Origin of the sequence: Ruania albidiflava DSM 18029 (assembly GCF_000421225.1) — a bacterium.
In the GTDB taxonomy this organism is placed as follows: Bacteria; Actinomycetota; Actinomycetes; order Actinomycetales; family Beutenbergiaceae; genus Ruania; species Ruania albidiflava.
The window spans coordinates 55571-72914 of sequence record NZ_ATWL01000010.1 but is presented as its reverse complement, the minus strand read 5'-3'; the positions used below and the strand labels follow the sequence as shown (position 1 = coordinate 72914).

The 17344-nt window shown below is 70.5% G+C and carries 24 protein-coding genes; 14 read left to right on the top strand and 10 right to left on the bottom strand.

Features of this window, described 5'->3' with window-relative positions; translation table 11 throughout:
- Positions 1-11 precede the first annotated feature (11 nt).
- From K338_RS26435 to K338_RS0112495, 4 genes are all read left to right on the top strand, one after another.
- On the top strand, positions 12-143 hold the full coding sequence (locus tag K338_RS26435) for a hypothetical protein (RefSeq protein ID WP_022918510.1): 132 nt from the start codon (positions 12-14) through the stop codon (positions 141-143).
- Positions 140-673, top strand: coding sequence for a GNAT family N-acetyltransferase (locus K338_RS0112505; protein WP_022918509.1), 534 nt, complete (start codon positions 140-142; stop codon positions 671-673). The genes K338_RS26435 and K338_RS0112505 overlap by 4 nt, the downstream gene beginning before the upstream one ends.
- Before the next feature lie 73 nt (positions 674-746).
- Positions 747-1118 carry a carboxymuconolactone decarboxylase family protein gene (locus K338_RS0112500; RefSeq protein ID WP_022918508.1) on the top strand — a complete coding sequence of 124 codons (372 nt, stop codon included), beginning with the start codon at positions 747-749 and terminating at the stop codon, positions 1116-1118.
- A 73-nt stretch (positions 1119-1191) separates the two neighbouring features.
- Complete coding sequence (locus tag K338_RS0112495; RefSeq protein ID WP_040653833.1) at positions 1192-1983, top strand: alpha/beta fold hydrolase; 792 nt, start codon at positions 1192-1194, stop codon at positions 1981-1983.
- Positions 1984-2077: 94 nt separating this feature from the next.
- Here K338_RS0112495 and K338_RS0112490 read toward each other — a convergent pair whose 3' ends face one another.
- A complete protein-coding gene (locus tag K338_RS0112490; RefSeq protein ID WP_342662725.1) occupies positions 2078-2743 on the bottom strand; it encodes a mismatch-specific DNA-glycosylase in 666 nt (221 codons plus the stop codon).
- Positions 2744-3127: 384 nt separating this feature from the next.
- Between K338_RS0112490 and K338_RS0112485 the strand changes: the two genes are divergently transcribed.
- The 4 genes from K338_RS0112485 to K338_RS0112470 all read left to right on the top strand — a co-directional run bounded on the left by K338_RS0112485 (position 3128) and on the right by K338_RS0112470 (position 4784).
- Positions 3128-3397: a hypothetical protein gene (locus tag K338_RS0112485; protein ID WP_022918506.1), complete on the top strand. Its 270-nt coding sequence runs from the start codon at positions 3128-3130 to the stop codon at positions 3395-3397.
- 191 nt (positions 3398-3588) lie between these two features.
- Positions 3589-3957 (top strand): DoxX family protein, encoded by a 369-nt coding sequence (locus K338_RS0112480; RefSeq protein ID WP_022918505.1) that lies wholly within the window; start codon positions 3589-3591, stop codon positions 3955-3957.
- Between the two features lie 12 nt (positions 3958-3969).
- Positions 3970-4278 carry a hypothetical protein gene (locus K338_RS22450; protein ID WP_022918504.1) on the top strand — a complete coding sequence of 103 codons (309 nt, stop codon included), beginning with the start codon at positions 3970-3972 and terminating at the stop codon, positions 4276-4278.
- Between the two features lie 20 nt (positions 4279-4298).
- Positions 4299-4784, top strand: coding sequence for an SRPBCC family protein (locus K338_RS0112470; protein WP_022918503.1), 486 nt, complete (start codon positions 4299-4301; stop codon positions 4782-4784).
- Positions 4785-4830: 46 nt separating this feature from the next.
- Here K338_RS0112470 and K338_RS0112465 read toward each other — a convergent pair whose 3' ends face one another.
- The 3 genes from K338_RS0112465 to K338_RS22445 all read right to left on the bottom strand — a co-directional run bounded on the left by K338_RS0112465 (position 4831) and on the right by K338_RS22445 (position 6341).
- Positions 4831-5238 (bottom strand): hypothetical protein, encoded by a 408-nt coding sequence (locus K338_RS0112465; protein WP_157612390.1) that lies wholly within the window; start codon positions 5236-5238, stop codon positions 4831-4833.
- Positions 5239-5281: 43 nt separating this feature from the next.
- Positions 5282-5500, bottom strand: coding sequence for a hypothetical protein (locus K338_RS0112460; protein WP_022918501.1), 219 nt, complete (start codon positions 5498-5500; stop codon positions 5282-5284).
- A gap of 139 nt (positions 5501-5639) precedes the next feature.
- Positions 5640-6341 carry a cyclase family protein gene (locus K338_RS22445; RefSeq protein ID WP_040653864.1) on the bottom strand — a complete coding sequence of 234 codons (702 nt, stop codon included), beginning with the start codon at positions 6339-6341 and terminating at the stop codon, positions 5640-5642.
- Positions 6342-6448: 107 nt separating this feature from the next.
- On the opposite strand from K338_RS22445, the gene K338_RS0112450 reads away from it, so the two are divergent.
- Positions 6449-7858: a NupC/NupG family nucleoside CNT transporter gene (locus K338_RS0112450; protein ID WP_027286784.1), complete on the top strand. Its 1410-nt coding sequence runs from the start codon at positions 6449-6451 to the stop codon at positions 7856-7858.
- A 78-nt stretch (positions 7859-7936) separates the two neighbouring features.
- Here the strand turns inward: K338_RS0112450 and K338_RS0112445 are convergent, their stop codons facing one another.
- The 3 genes from K338_RS0112445 to K338_RS0112435 all read right to left on the bottom strand — a co-directional run bounded on the left by K338_RS0112445 (position 7937) and on the right by K338_RS0112435 (position 9182).
- On the bottom strand, positions 7937-8452 hold the full coding sequence (locus K338_RS0112445; RefSeq protein WP_022918498.1) for a Clp protease N-terminal domain-containing protein: 516 nt from the start codon (positions 8450-8452) through the stop codon (positions 7937-7939).
- Positions 8452-8658: a helix-turn-helix domain-containing protein gene (locus tag K338_RS0112440; protein ID WP_022918497.1), complete on the bottom strand. Its 207-nt coding sequence runs from the start codon at positions 8656-8658 to the stop codon at positions 8452-8454. The genes K338_RS0112445 and K338_RS0112440 overlap by 1 nt, the downstream gene beginning before the upstream one ends.
- A gap of 83 nt (positions 8659-8741) precedes the next feature.
- Positions 8742-9182, bottom strand: a complete 441-nt coding sequence (locus K338_RS0112435) for a MarR family transcriptional regulator (RefSeq protein ID WP_022918496.1) — start codon at positions 9180-9182, stop codon at positions 8742-8744.
- A gap of 73 nt (positions 9183-9255) precedes the next feature.
- Here K338_RS0112435 and K338_RS0112430 point away from each other — a divergent pair, with 73 nt between their 5' ends.
- The 5 genes from K338_RS0112430 (at position 9256) to K338_RS0112410 (ending at position 14302) form a co-directional block, all read left to right on the top strand.
- A complete protein-coding gene (locus K338_RS0112430; RefSeq protein ID WP_022918495.1) occupies positions 9256-9627 on the top strand; it encodes a cupin domain-containing protein in 372 nt (123 codons plus the stop codon).
- Positions 9628-9931: 304 nt separating this feature from the next.
- Positions 9932-11239: an ABC transporter substrate-binding protein gene (locus K338_RS0112425; protein WP_022918494.1), complete on the top strand. Its 1308-nt coding sequence runs from the start codon at positions 9932-9934 to the stop codon at positions 11237-11239.
- A gap of 3 nt (positions 11240-11242) precedes the next feature.
- Positions 11243-12214: a carbohydrate ABC transporter permease gene (locus K338_RS22440; RefSeq protein ID WP_051154806.1), complete on the top strand. Its 972-nt coding sequence runs from the start codon at positions 11243-11245 to the stop codon at positions 12212-12214.
- Position 12215: 1 nt separating this feature from the next.
- Positions 12216-13070, top strand: coding sequence for a carbohydrate ABC transporter permease (locus K338_RS0112415; RefSeq protein ID WP_022918492.1), 855 nt, complete (start codon positions 12216-12218; stop codon positions 13068-13070).
- A complete protein-coding gene (locus tag K338_RS0112410) occupies positions 13067-14302 on the top strand; it encodes an endo-1,4-beta-xylanase (RefSeq protein ID WP_022918491.1) in 1236 nt (411 codons plus the stop codon). Before K338_RS0112415 ends, K338_RS0112410 begins: the two co-directional genes overlap by 4 nt.
- A 12-nt stretch (positions 14303-14314) precedes the next feature.
- Here K338_RS0112410 and K338_RS0112405 read toward each other — a convergent pair whose 3' ends face one another.
- The 3 genes from K338_RS0112405 to K338_RS26005 form a co-directional block, all read right to left on the bottom strand.
- A complete protein-coding gene (locus tag K338_RS0112405; protein ID WP_022918490.1) occupies positions 14315-15316 on the bottom strand; it encodes a LacI family DNA-binding transcriptional regulator in 1002 nt (333 codons plus the stop codon).
- A 41-nt stretch (positions 15317-15357) separates the two neighbouring features.
- Positions 15358-16602 carry an MFS transporter gene (locus K338_RS0112400; RefSeq protein ID WP_022918489.1) on the bottom strand — a complete coding sequence of 415 codons (1245 nt, stop codon included), beginning with the start codon at positions 16600-16602 and terminating at the stop codon, positions 15358-15360.
- 66 nt (positions 16603-16668) lie between these two features.
- Positions 16669-17151 (bottom strand): hypothetical protein, encoded by a 483-nt coding sequence (locus K338_RS26005; RefSeq protein ID WP_211218229.1) that lies wholly within the window; start codon positions 17149-17151, stop codon positions 16669-16671.
- Between the last annotated feature and the right edge of the window lie 193 nt (positions 17152-17344).

Below are 17344 nucleotides of genomic sequence, written 5' to 3'. Positions count from 1 at the left end.
AGAGTGGTCCTGTGACCAGAGCGTTCGGTAGCACCACGACGTCCGAGGCCGGGATGGCCCCGCAGACAGACCACGACCCGCCCCGGCAGCGCCGGCTGCGGCACGAGAGCTTTGCCGTCCCTGCGGCGCTGGAGAGCCGGTGAGCACTCGCGTGAGACTGCGTCGCCCGCGCATGGCGGATGTGACCGCCGTCCTGGAAGCCTTTCAGTCCGAAGCCGATATGGCCCGTCAGGGTGACGTCACCACGCGGGCCGATGCTCAGCAGTATGTCTCGCGGCTCATCGCGACAGACGCACCGCACGAGGCATGGGCCGTGGCCGAGCACGACACACTGGTGGGCCTCGTGTGCGTCACCGTCGATGAGGAGAACCAGAACGGTTGGTTCTGGTACTGGATGACAGCAGCTGCGCGTGGTCGCGGCTGGACCAGCCGAGCAGCGGCCACGGTCGCGGACTGGGCGCTGACCGGGCGCGGGCTGGAGCGGCTCGAGCTCGGGCACCGGGTGAACAATCCGGCCTCGGGTGTGGTGGCCAGGCGCGCCGGATTCATCAAGGAGGGGACCGAGCGCGAGAAGTTCCTCGTCGACGGGCGCCGGATCGACGTGGATACCTACGGGAGGTTGCGGTCCGACCCGTGGCCGGTCGTCGAGGCCATCCCGATGGTCGATGCTTAGCGACGGTTGTCGTCCCAGGCGGCACCGAGGCTAGCCTGAGCCTGGTGCTGTGTTGTGTCGCGAGGAGGAAGACGTGGAACTGAGCATGTCCAAGGGCAATGAGTTCGTCGCAGCGACTCAGTCCCCGGAGAGTGCCGCGGCGTGGAAGCAGCAGCTGGACGAGTACGCTCCGGGCGCGTCCGACTGGGTGGTCGGCGCCGTGTTCGGTGGCACGTACCAGCGCGAGGGTCTCGAGCTGCGCGACCGTCAGATGCTCAACATGGCGGCGTTGGCGGCCATGGGCGGTACCGAGCCGCAGCTCGCCGGTCACATCAGGACCGCCGTCGACGTCGCCGGAATGAGCGCAGCAGACGTCGCAGAATGCTTCGTGCACCTGATGCCCTACATCGGCGTGCCCAAGACCCTCGCCGCGATGCGCTGCATGAAGGCCGCGCTCGAGGACTGACCCCATCCAGCTCGGCGAGTGCGCAGCAACGGTGCGCCCACCAGCACGTACCTGCGCGATATCGAGAGGTGTCATGGAACCCGCCCCCCACATCGTGCGCCGTGGCCGCGGCATGCCCTTGATCGGCCTGCACGGCAACGGCGTCGACCATCGGCTCCTCCTGCCGCTCGACGGTTGCTTCGTCGTAGCGGAGTGGGAACGGCTCTATCTGGACCTGCCTGGGTTCGGGAGGACACCCCCGCTTCCCGACCCCGGCGGTCTGCCCGAGCTCGCCGACTGGCTCGTGGACCAGGTGGCGCAGCTCGTCGGCGAACGGCGGTTCGCAGTGCTGGCGAGCTCCCTCGGTGGTCTGCTGGCCCGACATCTTCTCGCAGAGTTCGGTACCCAGGTGGCCGGCCTTGCACTGGTCGCTCCCGTCGTCTTCCCCGATCCAGCCGAACGCGCCCTGCCCGATCGGACCGTCATCGAGCGGGACGAGGCTCTCCTGGCCCACCTGGACAGCGGCGAACGGGAGCAGTTCACCACCATCGCCGCACGGCAGACCGCCGACTCTTGGCACGCCTTCCGCGACCATGCCCTACCGGGAATCCGCACGGCGCACCCGGAGGCGATGGCACGTCTCTCCCAACGCTACTTCCTCGATCCCGCACCGGGGTCTGCAGCGTCGTTCGACCGGCCGACCCTGATCATCACCGGCAAGCAGGACCACATCGTCGGTCATGCCGACCAGCTCGTCCTGCTGGACCACTTCACTGCTGCGACGTACGTGGCCCTCGATGGTGCAGGGCACAACGTGCACCTGGAGCAGCCGGCGATCGCCGGGCAGCTGGTGCGGGACTGGGCGTCTCGAGTGGAGGCGGCGTAGTCGGCCACCAGCCGCCCGTTGCCGGTGTAGGCGGGTGGCTGCCGGCGGCGCGTCCGGACCCGTCTCGATCGGGCCCGAGGGCGAGCACGTTCCCTCAGGTGGGGCTTGCGGCCCACACCCGCCGCCACCACTGTCCCAGCGACTCGACTGTCTCATGGGCGTTCAGCCCGCTCGGGTTCGGCAGCACCCACAGTGCCACCTGCGCCTGCCAGCCGTCGATGTCACCGGCCTGCTGGGCACCCAGGGCTGCCCGCGGCCGGTCGAACGCCGTCCGGAACGCCGTCACTCCCGCGACCGCCACGAGCCGCGGTCGCAGCACGCGCACCCGTGCGATGAGACGCTGTGCCCCGGTGCGCAGCTCGTCTCCGGTCAGCTCGTCCGCTCGTGCTGTGGCGCGTTGGACCAGGTTCACGACGCCGACGCCGCGTTCGGCGAGCATCCGCTCATCGCACCGCGCCAACCCGCGGGAGGCGTCCACCAGCCTCGGAGTGACCCCAGCGCGGTGCAGCGAGGGCCAGAACCGGTTGCCCGGTCGTGCGAACGGGGCATTGACTGCCGCCGTCCACAGGCCCGGGTTGATCCCGACCACCAGCAGCCGGAGCCGGCCCGTGCACGCCTCGTCGGTGGGGTAGGGGAGCACGTCCTGCCGACCGAGCTGCGAGCGGGCCGCCGCGGCGAGGTCCTCTCTCCCGGGCCTGCGCCCGTCGAGCGGTGACGGTGTGCGCCACGGTCGCCAGTCCTCGCGCAGGATCGGTACCACACCCACCACGATAGCCCCGGGCGGTTCGACCAGAGCGGTGCGCACCGAGTCTCTGCGGACACGTCGCACCGGTTGTGGCGGTCGCCGTCATCGGGTGTCGCACCCCCGTTTGCCCACCGTTGACCACCCGTACATCGACAGGTGGTCCGGGTGGCTCAAATCACCGCGATACTGCGGTTTGTGGGCGATCTGGTGACTCGCTTTCAGCCGCCTGAACAGGTAGTATCGGAAGTGGTCGATGAACCGACGGGGTCCGCACGGCATCGCCTGTTTCTATCCCCCGCATCGCTGCCGACAAGGTGGCGTGGTGACCCACGTGCATGGCACGTTGCTTAGCCTCGTTCCTCCCTGGGCGCAGCGTTCCGTCTGAAAGCTGAGGCACACATGAGCGTCTTCGGTTCTTCGTTCGGTGCGCCGAACGTCTGCCCACACTGCCGTAACCAGGTCGACGTGACCGCCTACGGCACGGTGTCCCCGCACACCGTTCGTTCCACCGGGGTTCCCTGCACGGGTGCTGGTCTGCCGGCCGCACCGGTCCCGCCGTGGCCGGGCTTCGCCCGGACCATCAACCCGGCACGTGGCGAGCGCAAGTTCAGCCTGCGCCGTCGCCGCGCAGCCCGCCGGGACGCGGACCAGCTGCCGACGGCCAGCTGACCATGGCCGGGTGAGCGCCGAGCCCGTCGGGCGGTCGGACGGCTCGCGGCCAGGCACGGGTGCTGCCAGTGCGCAGCACCCGTGCCTGTGTCATGTCCGGCTCCGCCGTGCTCACCGCGTGGCTATAGAGTGAGAGCGAGAACGAAGCGCGGCCCCAGGGTGCACCGCGCCCGCCCAGCGAGAGGATGCCCATGAAGGTCCTGCACGTACTCGGCCGCGCAGCACTCGGGCTCCCGTTCATCGTGCTCGGCTACGGCTCCGCCAAGGAGCCGGGCGGTCGGGTCAAGGCCGCAGAGAAGCTCGGCCTGCCCCGCCCCGACCTGGTGGTTCGCGCGAACGGTGCCGCGATGGTCGCCGGCGGCGCCGCTCTTGCCGTCGGCGTCCTGCCCCGTGCGGCTGCCGTGGGTCTGGTCGCCTCCCTGGTCCCGACCACACTGGCCGGGCACCCGTTCTGGGAGACGGACGACCCGGCGCAGCGCAACGCGCAGAAGATCCAGTTCATGAAGAATGTCGGTCTGGCCGGTGCCCTGCTCGCCTACGCCAGCCGCGACGGCCGGTGAGCCGGTGAGCCGGTGAGGAAGAGCGTCGGCGCCTTCGCCGCGGGCGTGCTGTGCGCGAACAGCCTGCCGCACCTGGCCACGGCCGTCACCGGCCACGGGCACCTCACCCCGCTGCGCGGACGAGACTCCGCGCCCGGGGTGAATGCGCTCTGGGCAGCGATGAACCTGGCCGCAGGCCTGGCGCTGCTCCGGGCGACGGCGCGCGGTCAGGGGCGCTGGGACGTGCGCCTGGTGGCCTTCGACGCGGGCGCGGCCACCTTCGCCGCCTGGATGGCGATCAGCGAGTCGACCATGCGGGTGAACTGGGACCAGGGCGCCTGAGCAGCCGTCCTGGCAGGCCGATGCCGCACGCGCACACCGTCCCCGGCCCGGGCGAGTCCGCACCGTTCCACCTGGTCTCGGTCTGGACCGTGCCCACGACGGCGGAGCTCACCTGGCCCGTGCTGGTCGACGTGGTCCGGTGGCCGAGCTGGTGGCCCGGTATCGCGTCGGCCCGGGTGGTCCGGCCAGGTTCCGCGGACGGGCTCGGGCGGTGCGCTGCGCTGGTGGTGCGCAGCGTGCTCGGCTACCGTCTCGCCCTGCAGGTCGAGCTCACCGGCGCTGCGGCGCCGTACCGAACCTCGCTGACCGTGCGCGGAGACCTGCGCGGGACGGGGACCTGGACGGCCCAGGACCAGCGCAACGGCACCCGGATGACCATCGTGTGGTGCGTCGTCACCGAGCGGAGACTGCTGCGGGTGCTGCGACCGGTAGCCCGCTGGGCGCACGGGCGGACCATGGCCGCCGGGCAGGCCGGGCTGCGCCGGCGGCTGGCCCGCTTCCCCTGAGCGCTCGTGCGACCAGTCGGGTACCGCCGCGCTCGTCGTCTCCTGCTCAGGTGGGGTAGCGCCGGCCGTTCAGCCAGGCCCCCAGCGCCCGTGGTCGCACCAGCAGGTGATAGCTGGACAGCAGCAACGCCATCGTGACGATCAGAGTCAGTCCCAGCTTGACCGGCACCGGCCAGCCGAGGTCGGCCACCGAGCACCAGTCGGCCACCGCCACCACCGTGGCGGTGGCCAGCCCCGATGGCCACTGGTTCACCGCGAGGTGGCCGAGACCGGAGCCGACCACGGCTGCGCCCAGGTGGACCCGCCACTGACCGGCCAACCGGCTGAGGGTGTCCGGTCGGGCGAACAGCAGCCACCCGAGGGTGAACGCCCCTAGGTAGCACGTCAGCGAGGACGGCTCCGGGATGAGCGTGTGCGGTTCGCGGATGCCTCCGGCCGGCCCTGCCTGAAGCATGAGCCCGACGGCGTGGGGCGCCGCAGCGAGCAGCACCCCGCGATCAGCCCACGAACACCACCGGATCGGCCAGCCCGGAGGTCTGGGAGTCGGCCACCAGCCAGCCACCGCCGGGCAGGAACGGCATCAGGGCGTGGAGCACGATGCCCAGCAGCAGTGCGCCGCCGCGGAGGGCGTCCAGGCCGTGCAACCGGGGCGGTCGGGCGCCCGCTGCTGTGGCGGCCTGCGGGAGCTGCTGGCGGGAGTCGGTCGATGAGGTCATCCGGGCACACTAGGAAGCACCACGCCGGGCCTTCATCGGCCAAAACTCTGACCGACAGGTCTCCTTCGATGGTCCGCCGGGCCGACCGGTGACCGCCGGTGCCCCGGCCTGGCGGTGTGCCCGGGGGAGCGTCGACCGGTCAGTCGGTACCGACCGGCACAGTGGCGAACGCCCGCACCGGGAACGTGCCGAAGCTCTCGATCTTCGGTGGCACCACCGTCACCCGGGCACCGGACGCCGGGAGCTGGCCGAGGTTGGTCAGGTGCTCCACCACAGGCACACCGGCGCCCAGGAGCCCGCTGTGCGCGGGCCGTTCACCGCAAGCCGCGGGTGCGGTGTCGTCCAGGTTGACCGAGTCGATCCCTACCAGGCTGGCCCCAGCAGCGAGAAGGTGAGCAACGCCGTCGGCGGCAAGGAACGGCGCAGGCTCGCCGTAGCCGGGCGTGCCGAAACGGGTGTCCCAGCCGGTGTGCAGCAGCACCGCCCTGCCGCGCAGGTCCCGGCCGGTCAGAGCAGCAGCGGTGATGCCCCGGGTGTGGACATCCTGCAGGTGGAAGACCTCGGCGGGCAGGTCCACCAGGGTCTCCAGCTCGAGGGCTGCCAGGTCGGCGGCGTCGGCGTACCGGTGGAACGGGCTGTCCAGGTAGGTTCCGGTGTTCCCGACCATCGTGATGGCATCGATGGCGAACGTGGTGCCTGGCGCGTAGTGGTCGGCGGAGGCCTCGCGGCTCAGGTGCGTGCTGATCTGCGGCCCGGGCAGCCCCGGATAGGTGATCATGCCTGCTCGGATCGTGTGGCTGAGGTCCACCAGACGCTGCGGGCGGGGAGCGTCGTCGGTCATCGACACCGATGATACGGACCACCGGTGGGGTGCACGGGGATCCTGGTCTTGACAGCGCGTGTCAGGCTGTCCGGAGCACATCGCGCACAACATGGGGGTGTTCCGTGATCGATCTGCTCTGGGGGCTGGGCGGCATGCTGGTGCTGCTCAGCCTCGCCGTCCTGCTCTCCGTCGACCGTCGCAAGATCCGGGTGCGCACGGTCGGCCTCGCCCTGGCAGCCCAGGTCCTGGTCGGTGTCCTGGTGCTGTACGTCCCGTGGGGAGCGACCGTCCTGAACGGTGTCTCCACCGCCGTCCAGGCGGTGATCGACACTTCCGCCGACGGGATCGACTTCCTCTTCGGGCCGGTGCTGCCCGAGGACGGGTCGGTGTTCGCGTTCCAGGTGCTGCCGGTGATCGTGTTCTTCGCTTCGCTCACCGCAGTGCTCTACCACCTGAACGTGCTGCAGTGGGTGGTGCGCATCATCGGCGGGGGGCTGGCCAAGATCCTCGGCACGACGCGCCCGGAGTCGATGAACGCCGCCGCGAACATCTTCGTCGGGCAGACCGAGGCCCCGTTGGTGATCCGCCCCTACGTCAAGGCGATGACCCGCTCGGAGCTGTTCGCGGTGATGGTCGGCGGGCTGTCCACGGTCGCCGGTTCGGTGCTGGTCGGGTACTCGCTCCTGGGTGCGCGGTTGGACTACCTGATCGCCGCGAGCTTCATGGCGGCCCCCGGTGCGCTGGCGATGGCCAAGCTGCTGGTGCCGGCCGGAGCGCTGCAGGAGGCGGCCGAGACACCCTCGGGCCACCGCGCCGTGCCCGAAGAGGTGGCGGAGGCCTCCGCGCTCGGCGGGCAGCGCTACCGGCGACGGACGGCCACCACCACTGCCACCGGCACCGACGCCGCCGAGGCTGACTCCACCGACGCTGCGCGTGCACCCGCCTCCAGGGCGGAGACCGACGCGGCGACCGGGCGCCCCGCTGCAGCGGACACGCCGGCGGACGAGGACGAGCCGGGCGAGGCGCGCAACGTCATCGACGCGGCCGCTCGCGGCGCCGGGGATGGGCTGAAGCTGGCGCTGAACGTGGGCGCCATGCTGCTGGCGTTCATCTCCCTGATCGCTCTCGGCAACCTCCTGCTGGGTGTGGTCAGCGGCTGGTTCGGCGCCGAGCTGACCATCGAGCAGGTCTTCGGCTACGTGTTCGCCCCGGTGATGTTCCTGGTCGGCACCCCGTGGCCGGAAGCGCTGGAGGCGGGCAGCTTCCTGGGCCAGAAGGTGGTCCTGAACGAGTTCGTGGCGTTCAGCGACTTCGCGCCGCAGGCGGGGGAGTTCTCCGCCAAGGCACAGGCGGTGATCACCTTCGCCCTCACTGGTTTCGCGAACCTGGGCTCGATCGCCATCCTGCTCGGTGGTCTCGGCGGGATCGCCCCGAGCCGGCGCGGTGACATCGCCCAGCTCGGTGTCCGGGCCGTTCTCGCCGGCACGCTGGCGAACCTGATGAGCGCCGCGATCGTCGGCATGCTGATCGGCTGACTGTCAGATCGCCCCCGGGTCGTCATGCCAGGAGTGCGCGATAGCGCACCCTGAGCATGACGACCTCAGGGGTGGTGGTCAGGCGGACCGGGGCTGTGGGGTCTCCAGGGTGGAGCGCAGCGCGGTCAGGTCCGTGCCGTGGCGAACCAGCAGCTCCCGCGCCGAGCACTCCGCGCGGAGCACGGCCAGCAACAGGTGGCGGCTCTCGATGCTCCGGTCCTGCAACCGGATCGCCTCCCGCAGGGCCAGCTCCAGGGCCTTCTTCGCCTCCCGGGCGAACGGCAGGTGCTTGGGGGAGCGGGCCGAGCGGGCCAGTGCGCCGGGCCCGAGGGTCTTCTCCGCCTGGGCGGTCACCGCGTCCAGATCCACGCCGACGGCGGAGAGCGCCTCCGCGTCCAGGTCGCCGTGGTCGGGGGTACGGACGAGCGCCTGGACGTCCCCGCCCGCTGCGGTGACCGCGCCCGCGGTCGCGCTGCTGCGCAGCAGCGCGGCGAGCAGGTGGGTGGTCTCGATCTGCCGGGCGCCGCGGGTGCGGGCCTCCTCCTGGGCGCCGACCACAGCGGCCCGCGCCTCGCGGGTGAACCTCTCGAACATCACAGCTCCTTCCGGTGCTTCTTGTGTACTGCCTGCCGGGTGACGCCCAGTGCGTCCGCGATCTCCTGCCAGGACAGGCCCAGCTGCCGGGCCCGGGCGACCTGGAGGGTCTCCAGCCGGTCGGCGAGCTCGCGAAGGGAGCGCACGGCCCGCAGCCCGGTGACGGGGTCCTCGCTGGTCGCCGCAGTGGCGGGGTCGTCGATCATGCGGTCAACCATAGTTGACGCATTGTGCGTGTGTCAACATAGGTTGACGGACTGGTGGGGCTGGCTGGCGGATACTGGCTTGGCTACCAGACCGGGCGGAGCGGGCCCGGTTCGGCGAGTGCGTGCAGCGCTGCGGACAGCTGGTCGAGCTGGTCCGCCGGCAGCTTGGTGCGCCAGGCGGCCACGGTCTCGGCGGCCGCCGCAGCGGCCGCATCGGTCGCGGTGCGGCCCGCGGCGGTGAGCTCGAGCAGCACCTGCCGCCGGTCGGAGGGGTCGGGTCGGCGGCGCAGGTAGCCGCCCTCGGTCAGGTGACGGACCATCTCGCTGGCCGCCTGCTTGGTCACGCCGAGGTGCTCGGCCAGCTGCACCGTGGTCGCTGGTCCGTGGCTCAGCCGCACGAACGCGAACCCGTGCGCCGGTCGCAGGTCGGCGAACCCCCGCGCGCGCATCCCGCGCTGGATGCCCTGCACCAGCTGGCCCGCCACCCGGAGAGTCGCCACCGCGGTCGTCCAGTCCTGGTCCATGAGCCTAGTTTGACAGAGGTGGACAAGTAGCCTGACCATATAGTCAACCAACCTGACTACATGGAGGACCATCATGCCCACGATCCACCCCACCGAGGCGGCCCGTCACCAGCTCGGTGGCAGCACGTTCGACACGTACGTGGCCCCGTCCACCGGGGCGGAGCAGCTGTGCGCCTGGCGGCTCGAGGTCCGCCCGGCGCTCCCCGGGCTGCCGCACCGTCCCAGCAACGAGGAGGTGCTCCTGGTCCTCGAGGGCGTGCTGTGCGGCGAGCTGGACGGCGCCGCGTTCGCGCTCCGGCCCGGGGAGGTGCTGCATGTCCCGGCCGGTGCGCAGGTGCGCATCGACGGCGGAGAGCGCGGTGCGACCGCCTGGGTGACCACCTCCGTCGGACTGCACGCCATCACCGAGGCGGGGGAGCGGATCGATCCGCCCTGGGCGCAGTGAGCGCGGGCGCTCCCGAGGCTCGAGCGGTGGCCGCGGGAGCGCCCACAGTGCCCGCCGTCCCCCACGGCTCAGGGGTGCCCGCGCACGCCCCGGGCGCGACCGCGAAACTCTCGACATACCCTCCGATGCATTTCTCCGCGCTGCTCGGCCGGACAATATCCAGCCCACCGCTAAGTGTCGTCAGCCCCGCGAACAGTCTGTCCGCGAATATTCTGCTGTTGACACCCGAACAGTCGTTGCCTACGCTGAGGCCGTCCGTAAGACTTTCGACGTCGAAGTCGAAACTTTCGAGGAGGAGAGTTCGATGAACAGCAAGATGAGGTGGGCTGCAGTCGCAGCCACCTCGGCACTCGCGCTGGGTGCGGTCGCTGGCTGCAGCGGCGGCTCCGGTGAGGGCGGCGAGGACGGTGACGTCACTATCGTGTGGTGGCACAACGCCACCGGTGAGCCGTTGAGCGGCTTCTGGGAGGACGTGGCAGCCGAGTTCGAGGAGGACCATCCAGGCGTCACCATAGAGGTGACCGGGTATCAGAACGAAGAGCTGCAGCGCACCCTGATCCCGAACCAGCTGCGCACCGGCAGCGGTCTGGACCTCTACCAGCAGTGGGGTGCTGGTGAGCTGGCCGCGCAGGTGCAGGCGGGTTACGTCATGGACGTCTCCGACCAGCTGGCCGAGGAGGTCGAGGCGCTCGGTGGTGTGGTGGCGCCCTGGCAGTACGAGGAGAGCACCTATGGGTTGCCGTACAACTTCGGCATCGAAGGCTTCTGGTACAACACGGAGCTGTTTGCCGAGGCAGGGATCGACGAGCCGCCGAGCACCCTGGACGAGCTGTACGAGGCCATCGACAAGCTCAAGGCCGCGGACATCACGCCGATCGCCGTGGGCGCAGGAGACGGCTGGCCGGCAGCGCACTACTGGTACAACTTCGCCCTGAAGTCCTGTTCCCCGGAGGTGTTGCAGGCCGCGCAGGCCGAGCTCACCTGGGACGACCCGTGCTTCGTCGAAGCGGGTGAGCTGCTCGCGGAGTTCATCGACTCCGACCCCTTCCAGGAAGGGTTCCTGGCTACCAGCGCCCAACAGGGAGCCGGTAGCTCCGCCGGAATGCTGGCCACCGGTGAGGCAGCGATGGAGCTGATGGGCCACTGGAACCCGGGCGTGATGGGCGGCATCCTCCAGGAGGAGACCGGCGACGAGGACGCGACCCCGCCGGAGTTCCTCGGCTGGTTCAACTTCCCGGCCATCGACGGGGCTGCCGGTGACCCGACCGCGGCACTCGGCGGCGGCGACGGCTTCTCCTGCTCCGCCTGGGCGCCGCCGGAGTGCGCCGAGCTGCTGGCCTACATCTCCAGCGTGGACGTGCAGACCCGGTTCGGCGAGAGCGGCGCAGGCGTGCCGGTCACGCCGGGTTCTGAGCCTGGTGTCGAGGACGAGAACCTGCAGCTGGTGCTCGGCGGCCTGCGTGACGCCAGCTACGTACAGCTCTGGTTTGACACCGCCTACGGCCCGACCGTGGGCGGGGCGCTCAACGACGCGATCGTGCAGATGTTCGGCGACCAGGGCTCTCCGCAGGACATCGTGGACGCGATGTCCGGCGCAGCAGCCACGCTCTGATCCGTGGCTGCACCAGAAGTGACGGCCGGGCGCGTCCAGGTGGCGCGCCCGGCCCCGGCCGCCCCGCCCCGCCGGCGCCGGCGTCCGCTGCGGGACACCGCCTTGGTCTGGGGTTTCGCAGCACCGGCCCTGGTCGTCTACATCGGTTTCGTAATCCTGCCGGTCGTCCTGGCCGCCGTGTTCAGCTTCTTCAACTGGAACGGACTGGGCCCGCTGGATCGGTTCATCGGTCTGGACAACTATGTGCGCGCGTTCTCCGACCCGGTGTTCCTCGGCGCACTGCGCAACAACATCACCATCGTGGTGCTGTCCCTGGTGATCCAGGGGCCGCTGGCGATCGGCATCGCCCTGCTGCTGAACCGCCGCCTTCGCGGGCGCACGCTGATCCGCACGTTGATCTTCGTGCCCTACGTGCTCAGTGAGGTGGTCGCCGGTCTGGCGTTCCGGCTGATGCTGCCGCCCGGTGGGCCGTTCGACACCTTCCTCACCTCGCTCGGCTGGACCGGGACGAAGCCGCAGTGGCTGGCGGACCCGGACGTGGCGTTCTGGACGCTGTTCGCGGTGCTCACCTGGAAGTACCTGGGTCTGGCGATCATCCTCATGCTCGCCGGGCTACAAGGCATCCCCGAGGAGCTGCACGAGGCCGCCGCCCTGGACGGGGCCAGCTGGTGGCAGACGCAGCTGCGCATCACCATCCCGCTGCTCGGCCCGACAGTGCGGATCTGGGCGTTCCTGTCCATCATCGGCTCGCTGCAGCTTTTCGACATGGTCTGGATCCTCACCGGTGGCGGACCGCTGAACGCCACCCAGACCATGGCCACCTACATGGTGGACATCGGCAACGGGCGCAGCCAGATCGGCTTCGGCAGCGCAGTGGCCGTCATCCTGTTCTTCGTCTCGTTGGTCATCGCGCTGATCTACCAGCGCGCCGTCCTGCGCCGCGACATGGCCGGCGCCGTCACCCGGGGAGGCTGACATGGCCAGTGCCACTGTTCCCGCGACCGGCAAGACCCGGTTCGACTGGGCCCAACCCTTCGTCTACCTGGTGGCCCTCGTGGTGGTCGCCGTGACCGTCGCACCCGTGGTCTACGTGGTGCTGAACGGTTTCCGCTCCACCGCGCAGATCAACCGCGACCCCAGCGGTTGGCCCACCCCGTGGGTGTGGGACAACTACGCCGGGGTGCTCGGCAACGAGATGTTCTGGACCCAGTTCCTGAACTCCACCATCGTCGCCGTGGCCACCACTGCCGGAGTGGTCGTGCTCGGGGTGATGGCGGCGTTCGTGATCGCCCGGTACGACTTTCGTGGCCGGTCCGCCCTGTTCACGCTGTTCACCGCAGGACTGATGTTCCCGCTGACCGTCGCCGTGCTGCCACTGTTCACGATGCTGCGCACCCTCGGGCTGCTCGGCAACCTGCTTGCGGTGATCGTCCCGCAGGTCGCGTTCCAGATGTCGATGACGATCATCATCCTGGTGCCCTTCCTGCGTTCGGTGCCTGCCGAGCTGGAGGACGCGGCATCGATCGACGGGGCGAGCCGGTTCGGCTTCTTCCGCCGCATCCTGCTGCCGCTGTCCGGCCCCGGGTTGGTGACCGTCGGGGTGATCGCCTTCGTCACCAGCTGGAACGCCTACCTGCTGCCGCTGCTCATGCTCGGCAACCCCGCCACGGCCACCCTGCCGGTAGGGGTGCAGTACTTCTCCACCGCCTACTCCCAGGACACCGCCGGCGTGCTCGCCTTCACCTCCCTGGCGATGGTGCCGGCGCTGCTGTTCTTCACCTTCGCCCAGCGTCGTATCGTGGGTGGCCTCACCGGGGCGGTGAAGGGATGACCAACCTGCCCAGCGCCCGTACCGGGACCGCCCAGCTCACCCTCACCAGCCCCACCGGCGAGGTCCTGGCCGACCAGGACGTCGTCATCGAGCAGACCCGGCACGCGTTCGAGCTCGGCAACATCGGCTTCGACCTGATAGAGCACGCCACCGGCGAGCGGCACCAGGAGCAGCTCGCCGCGGACTGGCTGAAGCTGTTCAACACCGCCACGCTGCCGTTCTACTGGGGCCGGTTCGAACCGGAGCGGGGACGCCCGCACACCGCCCGGCTCACCGCTGCGGCCCAGTGGTTCACCGACCATGGGGTGCGGTTGAAGGGCCATCCGCTGGTCTGGCACACGGTCAAGGCGCCGTGGCTGGATCCGCTGCCCACCAGTGAGGTGGAGGCGGTGCTGCGGGCCCGGGTGCGCCGTGAGACGCACGACTTCGCCGGGCTCGTGGACACCTGGGACGCCATCAACGAGGTGGTGATCATGCCCGAGTTCTGCAACGAGCCCGACGGCGTCCCGAACGCCATCTCCCGTCTCGCCCGAGAGGTCGGCCGGGTCGGTATGGTCCGGCTCGCTTTCGGCTCGGCGCGGGAGGCAAACCCGGCTGCCCGGCTGCTGATCAACGACTTCGACCTGTCCGAACGGTACGAGCAGCTGATCAGCGAGATCCTCGCAGCGGGTGTGCGCCTGGATGCGATCGGGTTGCAGACGCACATGCACCAGGGCTTCCGTGGGGAGGCGCAGCTCCTCGAGGTGGCCGACCGGTTCGCCCGGTTCGGTCTGCCGCTGCACTTCACCGAGACCAGCCTGGTCTCCGGTGACCTGATGCCGGCCGACGTGGTCGACCTCAACGACCACGTGGTGGACCACTGGCCGTCCACCCCGCAGGGGGAGGAGCGGCAGGCTGAGGAGATCGAGCGGCACTACCGCACGCTGTTCGCCCACCCGGCGGTCGCCGCGATCACCTACTGGGGCATCTCCGACCGCGGCGCATGGCTCGGTGCACCGATCGGGCTGCTCCGCGCCGACGGCTCCCGCAAGCCTGCCTATGCCGCGCTGGACCGGCTGATCAACCAGGAGTGGTGGCTGGCACCGACCACTGTGCGTACCGATGCTGAGGGCCGGGTGCCGGTGACGGGAGCCCACGGGGACTACCGGGTAGTGTGCGGTCCCGCCTCAGCCACGTTCACCATCACTCCCACCCCCAGCCAGGTGCGGCTGGTGCCGGTGCAGCAGCGTTGACCGGCGCACGCCTCAGGCCGGTGGCGCCGTGGACTCACGCTGCACCAGGCTGGTCGCCAGGTCCATCCGCGGTCCCGCCTCGGCTGCGCCGTCAGCCAGGCGCAGCGCCAGCAGCGTCGCCTCCCGACCCATCTCTACCAACGGCTGGTGGATGGTGGTCAGCCGGGGACTGACCCAGCGCGCCAGCGGGATGTCGTCATAGCCCACCACGGAGAGGTCCTCCGGGATGCGCAGGCCTCGGTCCCGGGCGATGTCGTAGATCCCCAGGGCCTGCAGGTCGCTGCCGGCGAAGATGGCGGTTGGACGCTCCGGGAGGTCCAACAGCCGCGCTCCGTGCTCGGCACCACCGGAGATGTGGAAGTCACCGAAGGTGACCCACTCCTGGCGTACCGGCAGCCCGGCAGCGGCCATCGCAGAACGGTAGCCGTCCACCCGTGCGTGCGAGCACATCATGTCCTTCGGCCCGCTGATCACCCCGATCCGCTCGTGCCCGGCCTCGATCAGGTGCCGAACGGCTGCCAGGCCGCCGGACCAGTTCGCCGACCCGATCGCCGGGATACCCGGATCCGGGTCGCCGGCCGGGTCGATCACCACGAACGGGATGGACCGGGCGGCGAGCGTCTCCCGCATCGCCGCGGGGATCTCGGAGAACACCAGCACCACCCCGTCCGGGCGGCGCTGCAGCACCGCTGCCAGCCAGTCCGACCCGGGGGCGTGCCGCGTGCCGCTCTCGGTGAGCACTACGCCGAGCCCGTTCTCCTTGGCAGCCTGCTGCACTCCGCGGATGATCTCCATCGACCAGCCGCTGTGCAGCTCGTGGAAGACCAGCTCGATCAGGTGCGACCGGTGCTTTCCGGAGGACCGGCGCCGGTACTGGTGCGCGGCGAGCAGGTGCTCCACCCGCTCCCGTGTGCTGGCGGCGACGTCGCTACGGCCGTTGAGCACCTTGGAGATCGTGGCCAGGGAGACCCCGGCCTCCTGCGCGATCTGCGCCAAGGTCGCCTGCTTCGTCATGAGCTGACCCTAGAGCACCTGCCGGCAGTCGCCGGGCATGCTCAGCCGGTGCGCACCAGGTCGGCGTGCCGGAACGGGCTGAACCACAACCCCAGCGCCGCCGCAGTGAACACCACGGCTGCCGCGGCGAGCACCGGCAGCACCCCCACCTGCTCGGCCAGCACACCGGCTACCGGAGCCAGCAGCACCACCACGGCCCGGTTCATCGAGCGCATCGTGGTGTTCGTGCGAGCCTGCAGCTCATCCGGTGTGATCTGCTGGCGGTAGGCCATCTCGTGGGAGTTGCTCACCCCGATCGCGAACCCGTGCAGCCCCTGCCCCAGGCAGAGCAGGGTGAGCACCAACGGCTGCGGCCCGGCCGCCGCCGCGGCCAGCAGGGCCACCACCCCGGTGGCGCTGAGCAGGTGCGCCACGATCACCGTGCGGCCGCTGCCCAGGCGCAGCCCCAACGGCAGGGAGAGGAGGGCACCGCCCAGCCCGCCCACCCCGGAGGCCGCTGTCACCAGACCGAACCACAGATAGCTCAGCCCCATCGTGCTGAGCAGGTAGACCGCCAGCACCGCCCCGAGCATCGCCTGCGCGGCGAACCACAGGTGTGTCCACACCGCCAGGTGCCGCAGGCTGCCGGTCCGGTACACCCACCGCAGCCCGGCCGCGATCTCGGCGCGCAGGTTCGGCCGCGGACCGTCCGGCCGAGGCGGCTCGTCCACCTTGGTCAGCGCCACCAGCACCGCCGAGGCCAGGAACGTGACCGAGTTCGCCAGCACCGCCACCGGGGCACCGACCAGGCCGAGCAGCCCGCCACCGGCGGCCGGACCGGCAGTCTCCGCCACCGCCCCGGTACCGTCGATGCGCACGTGCGCGGCCTGCAGCTGCGTCGGTGGCACCAGCCGGGGCAGGAACGCGAATGAGGCGCTGTCGTTGATCAGTGTCGCCGTGGCGAAGACCACCACGATCACCAGCAGCAACGGCAGCGAGAGCACCCCGACCCACCAGCACAGCGGAATGAGCAGGAGCAGCACGGCCCGGACCAGGTCGGTGCTGATCATCACCGGCCGGCGCGCCCGGCGGTCCACCAGGGCGCCGAGCACCAGCCCGAACGTCAGATACGGCAGCCACCGAGCCGCCGAGAGCAGTCCGGTGCCGGTCGCACCGGCCTGCAGGTTGGTCACCACCAGGGCCTGCAGAGCGAGCAGCGTGACCCAGGAACCGAGGTCGGAGATGGCCTCACCGGCCCAGAACCGCCGGAATGCGGCAGGCAGAGCATGCCCCGGGATCTCCGCCATGAGGGCACTCTGCCACAACCACCGGCGCCCAGGGCCGCCTGAGCACCCCGGAGCAGGGTGGGTGACCTACTCCGCCTCGGGTTCCGCCGTCGGGCGGCGGTAGACGGACACGTGCGAGGGGCAGGAGGCCTCGAAGGGTCGGCCGTCCCACCAGCCGTACCGCTCGGTCAGCTGCAGACCGGCGATCCGCGCCATCAGGTCCAGCTCCCCGGGCGGGGCCACACGCTGGGCGATCGGGTCCATCCGGATGCCCTCGGCGCTGATGTGCACATGGTTCTCCTCCAGGATCTGGCTCGCCGGGTCGAACCTGTTCACGTCCAGCACCACTGCCCGGGCGGAGACCTGCTCGGCATCGACGTAGCTGGTGCGCCCAGAGAACCAGCCCCAGCCGGTACCGGTCTCCACCACGAACGAGCCCGACGGGCTGAGGTGCCGGGCGGCGTTGCTGAAGCAGTGCACCTGGTCGTCCTGCGTGAGCAGGTTGCCGATGGTGTTGTAGACCAGGTAGACCAGCTCGTACAGGCCGCCGGGAGCGTCGGCGCGAGACATGTCCCCCCATGGTCACGGCGACCTGTGATCCGCCTGGCTTGCCGGCCAGCACCGCTGCCATCGCGGCGGACTGCTCGATCCCGTCCACCTGGATGCCGGTGGCCGCCAGTGGCAAGGCGATCCGCCCGGTGCCCACGGCCAGCTCGAGTGCGGGTCCGGCGCCGGCACGCTCGGCCCGGAACGCCACCGCCTC

Coding starts and splice junctions, on each gene's coding strand:
- K338_RS0112495 (WP_040653833.1), top strand. CDS start 1,192: ATGGAACCCGCCCCCCACATCGTGCGCCGTGGCCGCGGCATGCCCTTG.
- K338_RS0112485 (WP_022918506.1), top strand. CDS start 3,128: ATGAGCGTCTTCGGTTCTTCGTTCGGTGCGCCGAACGTCTGCCCACAC.
- K338_RS0112480 (WP_022918505.1), top strand. CDS start 3,589: ATGAAGGTCCTGCACGTACTCGGCCGCGCAGCACTCGGGCTCCCGTTC.
- K338_RS0112470 (WP_022918503.1), top strand. CDS start 4,299: ATGCCGCACGCGCACACCGTCCCCGGCCCGGGCGAGTCCGCACCGTTC.
- K338_RS0112465 (WP_157612390.1), bottom strand. CDS start 5,238: ATGCTTCAGGCAGGGCCGGCCGGAGGCATCCGCGAACCGCACACGCTC.
- K338_RS0112460 (WP_022918501.1), bottom strand. CDS start 5,500: ATGACCTCATCGACCGACTCCCGCCAGCAGCTCCCGCAGGCCGCCACA.
- K338_RS22445 (WP_040653864.1), bottom strand. CDS start 6,341: ATGACCGACGACGCTCCCCGCCCGCAGCGTCTGGTGGACCTCAGCCAC.
- K338_RS0112445 (WP_022918498.1), bottom strand. CDS start 8,452: ATGTTCGAGAGGTTCACCCGCGAGGCGCGGGCCGCTGTGGTCGGCGCC.
- K338_RS0112440 (WP_022918497.1), bottom strand. CDS start 8,658: ATGATCGACGACCCCGCCACTGCGGCGACCAGCGAGGACCCCGTCACC.
- K338_RS0112435 (WP_022918496.1), bottom strand. CDS start 9,182: ATGGACCAGGACTGGACGACCGCGGTGGCGACTCTCCGGGTGGCGGGC.
- K338_RS0112430 (WP_022918495.1), top strand. CDS start 9,256: ATGCCCACGATCCACCCCACCGAGGCGGCCCGTCACCAGCTCGGTGGC.
- K338_RS0112425 (WP_022918494.1), top strand. CDS start 9,932: ATGAACAGCAAGATGAGGTGGGCTGCAGTCGCAGCCACCTCGGCACTC.
- K338_RS0112415 (WP_022918492.1), top strand. CDS start 12,216: ATGGCCAGTGCCACTGTTCCCGCGACCGGCAAGACCCGGTTCGACTGG.
- K338_RS0112410 (WP_022918491.1), top strand. CDS start 13,067: ATGACCAACCTGCCCAGCGCCCGTACCGGGACCGCCCAGCTCACCCTC.
- K338_RS0112405 (WP_022918490.1), bottom strand. CDS start 15,316: ATGACGAAGCAGGCGACCTTGGCGCAGATCGCGCAGGAGGCCGGGGTC.
- K338_RS0112400 (WP_022918489.1), bottom strand. CDS start 16,602: ATGGCGGAGATCCCGGGGCATGCTCTGCCTGCCGCATTCCGGCGGTTC.
- K338_RS26005 (WP_211218229.1), bottom strand. CDS start 17,151: ATGTCTCGCGCCGACGCTCCCGGCGGCCTGTACGAGCTGGTCTACCTG.